1 protein-coding gene and 2 pseudogenes are annotated in these 15,314 nt (G+C 70.0%); all 3 read left to right on the top strand.

Going from position 1 to position 15,314, the window contains the following annotated elements; translation table 11 throughout:
* Nucleotide 1 precedes the first annotated feature (1 nt).
* Nucleotides 2-2,499: pseudogene (locus tag E6W39_RS44500) on the top strand (condensation domain-containing protein); the annotation flags it as partial.
* Nucleotides 2,476-5,634: pseudogene (locus E6W39_RS44495) on the top strand (amino acid adenylation domain-containing protein); the annotation flags it as partial. The pseudogenes E6W39_RS44500 and E6W39_RS44495, both read left to right, overlap by 24 nt.
* A 155-nt stretch (nt 5,635-5,789) precedes the next feature.
* Entirely contained in the window at nt 5,790-14,726 is an 8,937-nt protein-coding gene (locus tag E6W39_RS11275; protein WP_181799206.1) for a non-ribosomal peptide synthetase, read from the top strand.
* Nucleotides 14,727-15,314 lie beyond the last annotated feature (588 nt).

Raw genomic sequence — 15,314 nt, 5'->3', positions numbered from 1 at the left:
GGTGACGAGTGTGGTGGTGCCGTTGGTGTCGGGTTCGGCGGTGGTGGCGAGTGCGGCTGGTGGTGCGGAGGGTCTGGCGGAACTGCTGGGTGGCCGGGGTGGGTTCGGGTTGGTGAAGGCGGTGCCGGGTCATCTGCCGTTGTTGGCGGAGTTGGTGTCGGACGAGCAGGCTGCGGGTTCGACGCGTCGTTTGGTGGTGGGTGGTGAGGCGCTGCACGGTGCTGATGTGCGGGCGTGGTTGGCGCGGGTTCCGGGTTCGGTGGTGGTGAACGAGTATGGGCCGACGGAGACGGTGGTGGGTTGCTGTGTCTTCGAGCTGACCGCTGGGGACGAGATCGGTGACATGGTGTCGATCGGTCGGCCGATCGCGAACACGCGTCTGTATGTGCTGGATGGGCATCTGCAGCCGGTGCCGGTGGGTGTGGCGGGTGAGTTGTACATCGCGGGTGCGCAGTTGGCTCGGGGGTATTTGGGTCGGGCGGGGTTGACGTCGGAGCGGTTTGTGGCGTCGCCGTTCGAGGTGGGTGGCGGGCGGATGTATCGCTCGGGTGATGTGGTGCGGTGGACGGCGGATGGGCGGTTGGAGTATCTGGGGCGTGCGGATGAGCAGGTGAAGGTCCGTGGTTTCCGGATCGAGTTGGGTGAGATCGAGGCTGTGGTGGCCGGGCATCCGCAGGTGGCGCAGGCGGCGGTGATGGCGCGTGAGGACGTGCCGGGTGACAAGCGCCTGGTCGCCTACGTGGTTCCCGACGACGAGGAGGCGGTGGGGATCGCCGAGGCGGTGCGCGGTTACCTCGGCGAGCGTCTGCCGGAGCACATGGTGCCCTCCGCGGTCGTGGTCTTGGACGCGCTGCCGGTGACGGTGAACGGCAAGGTTGACCGCAAGGCCTTGCCCGCTCCGGACTACACGGGCCTGGCCGGCACCGGCCGGGCACCGGCCACGGTGCAGGAGGAGTTGCTGTGCCACGCGTTCGCGCAGGTCCTGGGGCTGGAGCGGGTCGGGGTGGAGGACGACTTCTTCGAGCTGGGTGGTCACTCGCTGCTGGCGACGCAGTTGGTGAGCCGGGTGCGTGCGATGCTGGGTGTGGAGTTGCCGCTGCGGGTGCTGTTCGAGCGTCCGACGCCGGCCGCGGTCGCGGCCTGGCTGGGTGAGGCCGGCGAGGGCCGCACTGCGTTGGTGCCGATGGCGCGTTCGGAGCGGATGCCGCTGTCGTTCGCGCAGCGCCGGTTGTGGTTCCTGGGGCAGTTGGAGGGTCCGAGCACGACCTACAACATTCCGATGGCACTGCGGCTGACCGGGGAGTTGGACCGCGGGGCCATCGATGAGGCGTTGCGGGATGTGGTGGGTCGGCACGAGGTGCTGCGCACGGTGCTGCCGGTGGCGGATGGTGAGCCGTACCAGCGGGTGCTGTCGCTGGAGGAGTGCGGCTTCGAGGTGTCGGTGGTCGAGGTGGCACCGGAGGAGCTGGATGGGGCGGTGGCGGAGGCGGTCGGGTATGCGTTCGACCTGACCTCGGAGATTCCGCTTCGGGCGACGCTGCTGGCGCTCGGCGAGGCGGACCATGTGCTGGTGGTGTTGGTGCATCACGTGGCGACGGATGGGTGGTCGAACGCTCCGCTGGCGCGGGATCTTTCGGTGGCGTATGCGGCGCGGGCCGCGGGGCGGGCACCGGAGTGGGAGCCGCTGCCGGTGCAGTACGCCGACTATACGCTGTGGCAGCGGGAAGTGCTCGGGAGTGAGGACGATCCGGACAGTGTGCTGTCCGGGCAGGTGGCGTACTGGCGTGAGGCGTTGGCCGGGGTGCCGGAGGAGTTGGAGCTGCCGGTGGACCGCCGGCGCTTGGCGACGGCTTCGCACCGCGGCGAAAGTGTGGAGCTGGCCGTCTCTGCGGAGACCCATCAGCGGCTGGCGGCGCTGGCTCGGGAACGGGGGCGACCCTGTTCATGGTGCTGCAGGCGGCGTTGGCGGTCACCCTGAGCCGGATCGGTGCGGGCACGGACATCCCGATCGGGTCGCCGGTCGCCGGGCGCACCGACGAGGCGCTCAACGACCTGGTCGGCTTCTTCGTCAACACGCTGGTGGTGCGGACCGACCTGTCCGGCGATCCGACGTTCACCGAGGTGCTGGAGCGGGTCCGCGGGGCCGCTCTCGGTGCTTTCGGCCACCAGGACGTGCCGTTCGACCGGCTGGTGGAGGAGCTCGCGCCGGTGCGCTCGCTGGCCAGGCACCCGCTGCACCAGGTCATGCTCACGGTGCAGAACGTCGGTTCGGCCGAGCTGGAGCTGCCCGGCCTGCGGCTCGGCCCGCTCCAGGCCGCTCCCGAGGCGCTGCCTGCGAAGTTCGACCTCGACGTGAACCTCGGTGAGGTCTTCGACGCCTCCGGTGCGCCGGCGGGGCTGCGCGGTTACGTGGTGGCGGCGGCTGACCTGTTCGATGCGCAGACCGTGCGACGGATGGGTGACTGGCTGGTCCGGGTGTTGGACGAGGTGGCTGCCGTTCCCGGAACGCGTCTTGCTGCGGTGGATCTGGTGGGTGAGGCTGAGCGCCGTCTGCTCCTGGAGGGGTGGAACGACACTGCTCAGCCGTTGGTGGATGCGACGTTGCCGGGGTTGTTCGCGGCGCAGGTGGCGCGGACGCCGGATGCGGTGGCGGTGGTGTTCGAGGGTGTGCGGTTGACCTATGCGGAGTTGGAGGCGCGCGCCAATGCGGTGGCGCGGCGGCTGGTTGAGGTCGGTGTGGGTGCGGAGTGCGGTGTTGCGGTGCTGATGGAGCGGTCGGTGGAGTTGGTGGTGGCGTTGCTGGCGGTGGTGAAGGCGGGTGGTTTCTACGTGCCGCTGGATGTCCGGTATCCGCTGGCGCATCGTCGGATGATCGTGGGGGAGACGGGTGTCTCGGTCGTTGTCACCGATGCCGAGTTGCGGGGTCAGGCGGGCGAGCTGGGTCTGGCGGTGCTGGAGGTTTCCGGCGCGGGTGCCGCGGAGCCGCTGGAGATTTCCTGTGATGCGGAGCGGTTGGCTTATGTGATGTACACCTCCGGCTCGACGGGTCGGGCGAAGGGTGTGGCGGTGACGCATGCCGATGTGGCGGCGCTGGCGTTGGACCGGCGGTTCGCGGGTGTGGGGATGGAGCGGGTGCTGCTGCATTCGCCGCACTCCTTCGACGCGTCGACGATGGAGCTGTGGGTCCCGCTGCTGACGGGGCGTCAGATCGTGGTGATGCCGGCCGGTGATGTCACGGCGGTCTCGCTCGCCGAGGTGGTCTCCTCGTTCGGGGTCACGGCGCTGTGGCTGACGGCGGGGCTGTTCGCCCTGGTGGCGGAGGAGGACCCGGAGTGTCTGGCCGGGGTTCGGGAGGTGTGGGCCGGTGGTGACGTGCTGTCGCCGGTGGCCGTGGCCCGGGTGCGGGCGGCCTGCCCGGACATCGTGGTGGTGAACGGATACGGGCCGACCGAAACCACCACGTTCGCCGCCACGCACACCGCGGTGGACGGCGAGGGCGCGCTGCCGATCGGACGCCCGCTCGACAACATGCGCGCCTACGTGCTGGACGCCGCGCTGCGCCCGGTGCCAGTGGGTGTGGCCGGTGAGCTGTATGTGGCGGGTGCGGGGTTGGCGCGCGGGTACGTGGCGCGCCCGGGGCTGACGGCCGAGCGGTTCGTCGCCGACCCGTACGGGCCGGCGGGGGGCCGGCTGTACCGCACCGGTGACCTGGCGCGGTGGAACGCCGACGGCGAGCTGGAGTACGTCGCCCGGGCTGATCAGCAGGTGAAGCTGCGCGGTTTCCGGATCGAGCCGGGTGAGATCGAGGCCGCGCTGCTGGCGCAGCCTTTGGTGGCGCAGGCGGCGGTGGTCGTGCGTGAGGACGTGCCGGGTGACAAGCGCCTCGTCGGGTACGTCGTTGCTGCTCCGGAGCTGGAACTCAGCGAGGTTCGCGCGCAGTTGGCGGCGGAGCTGCCGGAGTACGCGGTCCCGGCGGTGCTGGTGCCGCTCGATGCACTCCCGCTGACGGTGAACGGCAAGCTGGACCGCAAGGCCCTGCCCGCACCGGAGTACGCGGCCGGTGCTGGTCGGGCGCCGGCGACGGTGCAGGAAGAGCTCTTGTGCCAGGCGTTCGCGCAGGTGCTGGGCTTGGAGCGGGTCGGTGTCGACGACGGCTTCTTCGAGCTGGGTGGTCATTCGCTGCTGGCGATGCGGTTGGTGAGCCGGGTGCGTGCGGTGCTGGGTGTGGAGTTGCCGTTGCGGGTGCTGTTCGAGCGGTCGACTCCTGCCGCGGTTGCGGCGTGGCTGGGTGGGGCCGGAGCGGGCCGGGCGGCGTTGGTGCCGGTGGAGCGTCCGGAGCGGGTGCCGCTGTCGTTCGCGCAGCGTCGGCTGTGGTTCCTGGGGCAGTTGGAGGGTCCGAGTGCGACCTACAACATTCCGATGGCGCTGCGGCTGACAGGCGAGCTGGACCGGGACGCCCTGGCGGAAGCGCTGCGGGACGTGGTGGGCCGGCACGAGGTGCTGCGCACGGTGTTCCCGGTGGTGGACGGTGAGCCGTTCCAGCGGGTACTGGCGGTGGAGGAGTGCGGCTTCGAGGTGTCGCTGGTCGAGGTGGCGCCGCAGGAGCTGGATGTGGCGGTGGCGGAGGCGGTCGGTCATGCGTTCGACCTGACCTCGGAGATCCCTCTTCGGGCGACGTTGCTGGGAGTTGGCCAGGCGGACCATGTGCTGGTGTTGCTGGTGCACCACGTGGCGGCCGACGGCTCGTCGACGGCGCCGTTGGCGCGGGACCTGTCGGTGGCGTACGCGGCGCGGGCCACGGGCCGGGTGCCCGAATGGGAGCCGTTGCCGGTGCAGTACGCGGACTACGCGTTGTGGCAGCGGGATGTGCTCGGGAGTGAGGACGATCCGGACAGTGTGCTGTCCGGGCAGGTGGCGTACTGGCGTGAGGCGTTGGCCGGGGTGCCAGAGGAGTTGGAGCTGCCGGTGGACCGCCGGCGCTCGGCGACGGCCTCGCACCGTGGCGAGAGCGTGGAGCTGCGTGTTTCCGCCGAGACGCACCGGGGGTTGGCTGCGCTGGCCCGGGAGCGGGGGGCGACCCTGTTCATGGTGCTGCAGGCGGCGTTGGCGGTGATGCTGAACCGTCTGGGCGCGGGCACGGACATTCCGATCGGGTCGCCGGTCGCCGGGCGCACGGACGAGGCGCTCGACGAGCTGGTCGGGTTCTTCGTCAACACGCTCGTGTTGCGGACCGACCTGTCCGGCGACCCGACCTTCGAGGAGCTCGTCGACCGGGTCCGGGAGACCGGTCTGAGTGCGTTCGAGCACCAGGACGTGCCGTTCGAGAAGCTGGTGGAGGAGCTCTCCCCGACCCGGTCGATGGCACGCCACCCGCTGTTCCAGGTCATGCTCACCCTGCAGAACACGGCGTCGGCGGCTCTGGAGCTGCCCGGCTTGCAGCCCGGGGCGCTTGCCGCGGGCGCACCGGCGGTGAAGTTCGACCTGGACGTGAGTCTTGGTGAGGTCTTCGACGCGCAGGGCAGGCCGGCGGGGTTGCGCGGGGTGTTGGTCGGGGCCGCTGACCTGTTCGACGCGGATACGGTCGAGCGGATGGCGCAGTGGCTGGTCCGCGTCCTGGAGACGGTCTGCAAGGCACCGCAGACGCGTCCGGCGGCGGTGGATGTGCTGGGTGAGGTGGAGCGGCAGCTGCTCCTGGAGGAGTGGAACGAGACGGCGGTCGAGGTGGCGTCGTCGACCTTGCCGGGGCTGTTCGAGGCTCGGGTGGGCTGGCTCCAGATGCGGTGGCGGTGGTGGCTGATGGTGTCGAGGTGTCGTACGGGGAGTTGGATGCGCGGGCGAACCGGCTGGCACGACTGCTGATCGACCGCGGAGTCGGCCCGGAGTCGGTGGTGGCGGTGTGTTTGGAGCGCGGTGTGGACCTGATGGTCTCGTTGCTCGCGGTGGTGAAGGCGGGCGGCGCGTACATGCCGGTGGATCCGGGGTATCCGGCGGACCGGATCGCGTACATGGTGCAGGACGCCGCTTCGGTGCTGGCCGTTGCGAGCCGGGCTACGGCCGGGGTGCTGGCGGGGTCGGTGCCGGTGGTGGTGCTGGATGCGCCGGAGACCCGGGAGGCGCTGGCCGGGTTGTCGGGTGTGGGGGTGGTGGATGCGGAGCGTCGGTCGCCGTTGCTCGCGGCGCATCCGGCGTATGTGATCTACACGTCGGGGTCGACGGGTCGCCCGAAGGGTGTGCTGGTGTCGCATGCGGGTGTGGCGCACCAGGTGGCGGGTCATGTGCGGTGGTTCGGGGTTGGTGCTGGTTCGCGGGTGGGGCAGTTCGCGTCGGCGGGTTTCGACACCTTCGGGTGGGAGTGGTTCATGGCGTTGCTGTCGGGTGCCGCGCTGGTGGTGATTCCGCAGGACCGGCGCCTGGGTGAGGCGTTGCCGGTGTTCCTGGCGGAGCAGAAGGTGACGCATGTGACGCTGCCGCCGGCGGTGTTGGCGACGCTGGACGCGGAGTCGGTGGATCGTGGCGTGCTGGTGGTGACGGCGGGTGAGGCGTGTCCGCCGGAGGTAATGGCGCGCTGGGCCGAGGGCCGCAGGATGTTCAACTCCTACGGTCCGACCGAGACCACCGTCGATGCCACGTTGTGGCGGTGCGATCCGGCGTCGTCGGTGGTGGCGATCGGCACGCCGGTGGTCAACACCCGGGTGTACGTGCTGGACGAGTACTTGCAGCCCGTACCGGTCGGTGTGGCGGGCGAGTTGTACGTCGCGGGCGCGGGTCTGGCGCGCGGCTACCTGGGGCGTGCGGGGCTGACCGGGGAGCGGTTCGTGGCGAACCCGTTCGGTGCGCCGGGTGAGCGGTTCTACCGCACGGGTGACCGGGCGCGGTGGACGGCTGAGGGGCAGTTGGTGTTCGCGGGGCGGACCGACGACCAGGTGAAGATCCGTGGTTTCCGGATCGAGCCGGGTGAGATCCGGTCGGTCGTGGCCGGGCATCCGAAGGTCGCGCAGGCGGCCGTGGTGGTGCGCGAGGACACACCGGGTGACAAGCGCCTGGTCGCGTACGTGGTGCCGGCCGTCGATGGCACCGGCGAGGAACTGGTCTCCGCGGTGGCCACTTTCGCGGCCGAGCGGCTGCCGCAGTACATGGTTCCCGCCGCGGTGGTGGTGCTGGCCGCGCTGCCGGTGACGGTGAACGGCAAGCTGGACCGCAAGGTCCTGCCCGCCCCGCAGTACACGACCGGAACAGGTCGGGCGCCGGCCACGGTGCAGGAGGAGCTCCTGTGCCAGGCGTTCGCGCAGGTGCTGGGTCTGGAGAGCGTCGGCGTCGAGGACGACTTCTTCGCCCTGGGTGGACACTCCCTGCTGGCGACCCGTCTGGTGAGTCGGATGCGGGTGCTGCTTGGAGTGGAACTGCCGCTGCGGGCGGTGTTCGAGGCGGCCACTCCGGCTGGACTGGCGGCCTGGCTCGGGCAGGCCACCGCAGGCCGGGCGGGAGTGACCCCGATGGCGCGTCCGGATCGGGTGCCATTGTCGTTTGCTCAGCGTCGGCTGTGGTTCCTCGGCCAGTCGGAGGGTCCGAGCGCGACCTACAACATCCCGATCGCGCTGCGGCTGACTGGGGAGTTGGACCGGGGCGCCCTGGCTGAGGCGCTGCTGGACGTGATCGGTCGGCACGAGGTGCTGCGCACGGTCTACCCGGTCGTGGGCGGCGAGCCGTTCCAGCGGGTACTGCCGGCCGGCGAGGCCGGGTTCGAGCTGCCGGTCGTAGCGGTCGGGGCAGCGGAGTTGGATGCCGCGGTGGCCGGGGCTGTTGCGTATGCCTTCGACCTCTCGTCCGAAATCCCGTTGCGGGTGACGCTGTTCGCGGTGAGTGAGGATGACCACGCGTTGGTGATGGTGGTTCATCACATCGCCGGGGACGGATGGTCGACGGCGCCGTTGGCGCGGGACCTGTCTGTGGCGTATGCGGCGCGGTTGGAGGGCCGGGCGCCTGCGTTCGAGCCGCTGCCGGTGCAGTACGCGGACTACGCGCTGTGGCAGCGGGAGGTGCTCGGTAGTGAGCAGGACCCGGACAGTGTGGTGTCCGGGCAGGTGGCGTACTGGCGTGAGGCGCTGGCCGGGGCGCCGGAGGAGTTGGAACTGCCGGTGGACCGCCAACGCCCGGCGACGGCTTCGCACCGCGGCGAGAGTGTGGAGCTGGCTGTCTCTGCCGAGACGCACCAGCGGTTGGCTGCGCTGGCCCGGGAGCGGGGGGTGACTCTGTTCATGCTGTTCCAGGCGGCGTTGGCGGTCACCCTGAGCCGGATCGGCGCGGGGACGGACATCCCGATCGGTGCGGCGATCGCCGGGCGTGGCGACGAGGCGCTGAACGAGCTGGTCGGTTGCTTCGTGAACACCTTGGTGATGCGCACGGACCTGTCCGGTGATCCGACCTTCGGCGAGGTGCTGGAGCGGGTGCGGGAGGCCAGTCTTGGGGCGTTCGAGCATCAGGACGTGCCGTTCGAGAAGCTGGTGGAGGAGTTGGCGCCGGCGCGCTCGCTCTCCCGGCACCCGCTGCACCAGGTCATGTTGACCGTTCAGAACACGGCTTCGGCGGCGTTGGAGTTGCCCGACTTGCGGCCGGGGGCACTCGCCATGGGCGCACTGGCGTCGAAGTTCGACCTGGACGTGATCGTGGGTGAGGCGTTTGATGCGCAGGGTGTGCCGGCGGGGTTGCGCGGCACGCTGATTGCGGCGGCTGACATGTTCGACGCGGAGACCGTGCGGCGGATCGCGGGCTGGTTGGTCCAGGTCCTGGATACGGTGACGGCGCAGCCGGAGACCCGGTTGAGCGCCGTGGATGTGATGGGCGCGGCTGAGCGTCGCCTGGTGGTGGAGGAGTGGAACCGGACGGGGGTGGAGTTCGGGTCTGGGTTGGTGCCGGGGTTGTTCGCTGCGCAGGTGGAGCGGGTGCCGGATGCGGTGGCGGTGGTGGCGGATGGTGTGGAGCTGTCGTTCGCTGAACTGGACGTGCGGGCGAATCGGTTGGCGCGTTATCTGCGGTTGCAGGGTGTGGGCGGGGAGTCGTTGGTGGGGTTGTGCCTGCCGCGTGGTGTGGAGATGGTGATCGCGGTGCTGGGGGTGTGGAAGGCGGGGGCGGCGTATGTGCCGTTGGATCCTGAGTATCCGGCGGAGCGGTTGGCGTTCATGTTGCGTGACAGTGGTGCGTCGGTGCTGGTGGGTGTGGAGGAGGTGCTGGACGAGCTGCCGGTGGGGCGGGGGGTTCGTACGATCGCGGTGGATGAGCCGTTGGTGGTGGGGGCTTTGGCGGCGCAGCCCGTGACGGCTCCTGAAGTCGAGGTGTTGCCAGATCAGTTGGCGTATGTGATCTACACGTCGGGGTCGACGGGTCGGCCGAAGGGCGTGGCGGTCACGCACGGCGGGTTGGCGAACTATGTGCGGTGGGCTGCCGGCGCGTATGGGATGGACGGGGGTGGTGGTGCGCCGTTGCATTCGTCGTTGTCGTTCGACTTGACGGTGACGAGTGTGGTGGTGCCGTTGGTGTCGGGTTCGGCGGTGGTGGCGAGTGCGGCTGGTGGTGCGGAGGGTCTGGCGGAACTGCTGGGTGGCCGGGGTGGGTTCGGGTTGGTGAAGGCGGTGCCGGGTCATCTGCCGTTGTTGGCGGAGTTGGTGTCGGACGAGCAGGCTGCGGGTTCGACGCGTCGTCTGGTGGTGGGTGGTGAGGCGCTGCACGGTGCTGATGTGCGGGCGTGGTTGGCGCGGGTTCCGGGTTCGGTGGTGGTGAACGAGTACGGGCCCACGGAGACGGTGGTGGGTTGCTGTGTCTTCGAGCTGACCGCTGGGGACGAGATCGGTGACACGGTGTCGATCGGTCGTCCGATCGCGAACACGCGTCTGTATGTGCTGGATGGGCATCTGCAGCCGGTGCCGGTGGGTGTGGCGGGTGAGTTGTACATCGCGGGTGCGCAGTTGGCTCGGGGGTATTTGGGTCGGGCGGGGTTGACGTCGGAGCGGTTTGTGGCGTCGCCGTTCGAGGTGGGTGGCGGGCGGATGTATCGCTCGGGTGATGTGGTGCGGTGGACGGCGGATGGGCGGTTGGAGTATCTGGGGCGTGCGGATGAGCAGGTGAAGGTCCGTGGTTTCCGGATCGAGTTGGGTGAGATCGAGGCTGTGGTGGCCGGGCATCCGCAGGTGGCGCAGGCGGCGGTGATGGCGCGTGAGGACGTGCCGGGTGACAAGCGCCTGGTCGCCTACGTGGTTCCCGACGACGAGGAGGCGGTGGGGATCGCCGAGGCGGTGCGCGGTTACCTCGGCGAGCGTCTGCCGGAGCACATGGTGCCCTCCGCGGTCGTGGTCTTGGACGCGCTGCCGGTGACGGTGAACGGCAAGGTGGACCGCAAGGCCCTGCCCGCACCGGACTACACGGGCCTGGCCGGCACCGGCCGGGCACCGGCCACGGTGCAGGAGGAGATCCTGTGCCAGGCGTTCGCCGAGGTCCTCGGACTCGACCGAGTCGGTGTCGACGACGACTTCTTCGTCCTCGGCGGCCACTCGCTGCTCGCCGTCGCCCTGGTGGAGAACCTCCGGGCGCGGGGTGTCTCCGCCTCGGTCAAGGCCCTCTTCCAGACGCCGACGCCGGCCGGGCTGGCCGGTGCTGCCGGGCCGGTTGAGGTGGTGGTGCCGCCGAACCTGATCCCCGAGGGTGCTACCGAGATCACGCCCGAGATGCTGCCGCTGGTGGCGCTCACTGCGGCGGAGATCGAGCATGTCGTGGTCGCGGTCGAGGGCGGCGCGGCCAATGTGGCCGACGTCTACCCGCTGGCCCCGCTCCAGGAGGGTCTCCTCTTCCACCATCTGATGGCGGATCAGGGCGCCGAGGCGGATGTCTACATGCAGCCGTCGGTGTTGGGATTCGACTCGCGGGAGCGCCTGGACGCGTTCCTGGAGGCACTGCAGTGGGTGATCGACCGGCATGACATCTACCGCACGGCATTCGTGTGGGAGGGCCTGGCCGAGCCGGTGCAGGTGGTGTCGCGCCGGGTGGAGCTGCCGGTCAGGGAGATCGTGCTGGACCCGCAGGGCCCCAGCCCGGTGGAGCAGTTGAAGGCCATCGGCGGATCGTGGATGGATCTGACCCGGGCACCCCTGATGACGGTCGACATCGCGGCGGAGCCCGGCGGTGACCGCTGGCTGGTACTGCTGCGGACCCACCACATGGTGCAGGACCACGCCTCGCAGGACGTGCTGCTGGAGGAGCTCTCCGCGTTCCTGGCCGGTCAGGGCGACGCGTTGCCGGCGCCGCTGCCGTTCCGGGACTTCGTGGCGCAGGCCCGGCTGGGCGTGCCGCGTGAGGAGCACGTGCGGTACTTCGCCGAGTTGCTGGGGGACGTCACCGAGACGACGGCGCCGTTCGGTGTGCTGGATGTGCATGGTGACGGCACCGCCGTGATGCGCTTCCAGGTTCCCTTCGATGCTGAAGTGGTCGGCCGGGTCCGTGAGGTGGCGCGGCGGCAGGGCGTGAGCCCGGCCACGGTGTTCCACCTGGCGTGGGCGCGGGTGCTGGCCGCGGCGACCGGCCGTGACGATGTGGTGTTCGGCACGGTGCTGTTCGGCCGGATGAACGCGGGCGCCGGCTCGGACCGGGTGCCGGGTCTGTTCATGAACACCCTGCCGGTGCGCGTGCGAGTGGACGGGCAGAGCGCGGGTGAGGCGCTGGCCGGCATGCGAGGCCAGCTGGCCGAGCTGCTGGTGCACGAGCACGCGCCGCTGTCGCTGGCGCAGCAGGCGAGTGGGGTGGCGGGCGGCAGCCCGCTGTTCACCTCGCTCTTCAACTACCGGCACAGCGAGACCGCTGTGCGGAGTAGTGGCCCCCGGCTTGAGGGCGTCGGGCTGCTGACCGTGAGCGACCGCACCAACTACCCCGTGACCATGTCCGTCGACGACAACGGGAGTGGCTTCTTCCTGACCGCCGATGCGGTGGCACCGGCCGATCCGGAGCAGATCTGCACGCTGTTGCAGGCCGCCGTCACGAACCTGACTGCCGCTCTGGAGGAGGCTCCGCAGTCGCGGTTCGCGGCGGTGGACGTGCTGGGTGCGGATGAGCGCCGGTTGGTGGTGGAGGAGTGGAACGACACTGCTCGGCCGCTGGTGGACGCCACGTTGCCGGGGTTGTTCGCGGCGCAGGTGGCGCGGACGCCGGATGCGGTGGCGTTGGTGTTCGAGGGTGTTGAGGTGTCGTATGGGGAGTTGGATGCGCGGGCGAACCGGCTGGCGCGGTTGCTGGTCGGGCGCGGGGTCGGTCCGGAGTCGGTGGTCGCGGTGCTGATGGAGCGCGGCGTGGAGCTGGTGGTGGCGCTCCTGGCGGTGGTGAAGGCTGGGGGTGCGTATCTGCCGGTCGATCCGGCGTATCCGGATGACCGGATCGGGTACACGCTGGGTGATGCGGGTGCGCGTCTGGTGCTGACCTGCGCTGAGTTGGCGGGCCGGTTGGGTGGGTTCGGTGTCGAGGTGGTGGCGTTGGACGAGCCGTCGGTGGTGGGGGAGTTGGCGGCGCTTGATGGTGGGGCGGTGGAGTGTGTGGTGTCGCCGGGGCATCCGGCGTATGTGATCTACACCTCCGGGTCGACGGGTCGGCCCAAGGGTGTGGTGGTGACGCATGGCAGTGTGACGGGGTTGTTCGCGCAGGCCGGGCCGTTGTTCGGCGGGTTCGGGGCGGACGATGTGTGGTCGTGCTTCCACTCGTTCGCGTTCGATTTCTCGGTGTGGGAGTTGTGGGGTGCGCTGCTGCACGGTGGTCGGGTGGTGGTGGTCCCGCATGGGGTGTCGCGCTCGCCGCAGGAGTTCCTGGCGCTGATCGAGCGTGAGGGGGTGACGGTGTTGAGTCAGACGCCGTCGGCGTTCTACCAGTTGGCGGCTGTGGAGGAGCAGCGGCCCGGGGCGGTGGCGTCGTTGCGTGTGGTGGTGTTCGGTGGTGAGGCGCTGGATCCGGCCCGTCTGGACGGGTGGTGGGGGCGTCATGGTGATGGTGGTCCGCGGTTGGTGAACATGTACGGCATCACCGAGACCACGGTGCATGTCACGTTCCGCGAGCTGGTGTCGGGTGAGGTCGGGTCGGGCAGTGTGATCGGGCGCGGTATCCCGGGTCTGGGTGTGTATGTGCTGGACGATTTCCTGCGGCCGGTTCCGGTGGGTGTTGCGGGTGAGATGTATGTCGCGGGTGGGCAGTTGGCGCGGGGGTATCTGGGTCGGCCCGGGTTGTCGGCGGAGCGGTTCGTGGCCTCGCCGTTCGGGGCGCCGGGTGGGCGGTTGTACCGCACGGGTGACCGCGCGAAGTGGTCGCGTGACGGGGAGTTGGTGTTCGCGGGGCGTGCGGATGACCAGGTGAAGATCCGTGGTTTCCGGATCGAGCCGGGTGAGGTGCAGGCCATCCTGGCCGCACACCCGGGCCTGGAGCAGACCGTGGTGTTGGTCCGTGAGGACGTGCCGGGCGACAAGCGCCTGGTGGCGTACGTCGTCGCGGACGGCGACAGTGCCGAACTCACCTCGTCCGTCCGTGGATTCGTGGCTGGACGGCTGCCGCAGTACATGGTGCCGTCGGCTGTGGTCGTGTTGGAGGAGCTGCCGCTGACAGTCAACGGCAAGCTGGACCGCAAGGCCCTGCCCGCCCCGGAGTACGCCGTGAGTGCGAAGGCTCCCCAGGGCGCCGGCTCGGGGAGTGCCTTCGAGCAGACCGTCTGCGAGGCGTTCGCGAAGGTGCTGGGGTTGGAGAGCGTCGGGGTCGACGACGACTTCTTCACGCTGGGCGGGCACTCGCTGCTGGCGGTGTCCCTGGTGGAGCAGCTGCGGTCGCGCGGTGTGTCGGTGTCGGTGCGCGACCTGATCACCAACCCGACCGTGACGGGACTGCTCAGCACGCTGTCCTTGTCGTCGGTCAAGGACGCGCTCGGCGGCATGCTCTCCATCCGGCCGGACGGCAGCAAGCCGCCGTTCTTCCTCGTGCATCCCGGAAGCGGGTTGAGCTGGTGCTACCTGCCGCTGGCCCGGTACATCCCGCAGGAGTATCCGCTCTACGGGCTGCAGGCCGACGGGCTCGACGGCACGAGTGAACTCGCGCCCTCTGCTGTGGAGATGGCCGCGACGTACATTGCGCAGATGCGTTCCGTGCAGCCGAACGGCCCCTACCACCTGGTGGGTTGGTCCTTCGGGGGGACGCTGGCACACGAGATCGCGGTGCAACTCCAGGCTGCGGGTGAGCAGGTGGCCGCGCTGGTCATTCTGGACACCTTCCCGGCGGAGCAGGACGCGGATCCCGCCGCGGTCGGCGAGGCATCCCGCAACCCTGGGGAGGCGGACCGGTCCGACGACCCGGCGGGCTCGTCGCCGCCCGACGAGAACGACGCGGTCGCCCAGAGGCTCCAGCAGCTCCGGGCGGATGTGGGCCATGTCCTCGGCGGGGTCTCGGACGAGGAGCTGATCCGCATCATGCACGTCTTCGACAACAACGTGCGGCTGCAGGCGGAGCACCGGCCCGGTCGGTTCGACGGGGATGCCCTGGTGATGGTCGCGGCGGAGAGCCGGGCGACCGACGTGCAGTGGGCGCAGCGGTGGCAGCCGTACGTCTCCGGGGAGATGACCGAGGTGCACCTGCCCTGCACGCACGCCGATGTGGTGCGGCCTGACATGCTGGGCCAGGTGTGGGAAGCCGTCGCGGGGTGGCTGAGCCCGGGCCGGTCGTAGCGGTCTCCTACGGGCGCAGCGGCCGTCGGTGATTCACCGGCGGCCGCTGCGGCCGTCTTCGGAGTTGACGAAGAGTCAGCTTCGAATGTCGGGCGCCGACCTGCTGTCGTGCATCCACCGCCGGACGGTAGTCGTCGGACGGATGGTCAGCGTGATCGTTTAGTCCGACAGGATGACGATTGACGGAGGCGTCCTGGCATACGTTCTACCTGCCCGCCCTGGTGACCCCCCGTTCGCCGGGGGCGGGACCCGTGCCCGCCCCCGGCGGTCCGCCCTGATTGTGCCGGGGGCGTGGCAGGGGACCTCAAGCCAAGAAGAGACCAGTAGGGCTTGATCAGGTCCGCATTGGTGCGGGTATGTCGCGGTGGGAGGTAGGGCATGCGCCGGCCCAGATGGCGAGGAGGGTCCACAGCTCGCGGACGACCTGGTAGAGGCTCAGGCTGTGGCCGTTTCTTTCGGGGCCCGAGCCAGCCTCCGGAGGGTACAGAACGCGTGGGCCAGCGCGACCAGGGTGACGTGGTGGTGCCGGCCGGTGAAGGCGCCGACGCGGGTTTCCCGGTGCGGATTCCGGTGGCCCTTCCCCACTGC

It is taken from the genome of Kitasatospora acidiphila (assembly GCF_006636205.1).
Classification (GTDB): Bacteria; Actinomycetota; Actinomycetes; order Streptomycetales; family Streptomycetaceae; genus Kitasatospora; species Kitasatospora acidiphila.
Note: the sequence above shows the minus strand (reverse complement) of the source record. Positions and strands in the feature narration are given on the sequence as shown.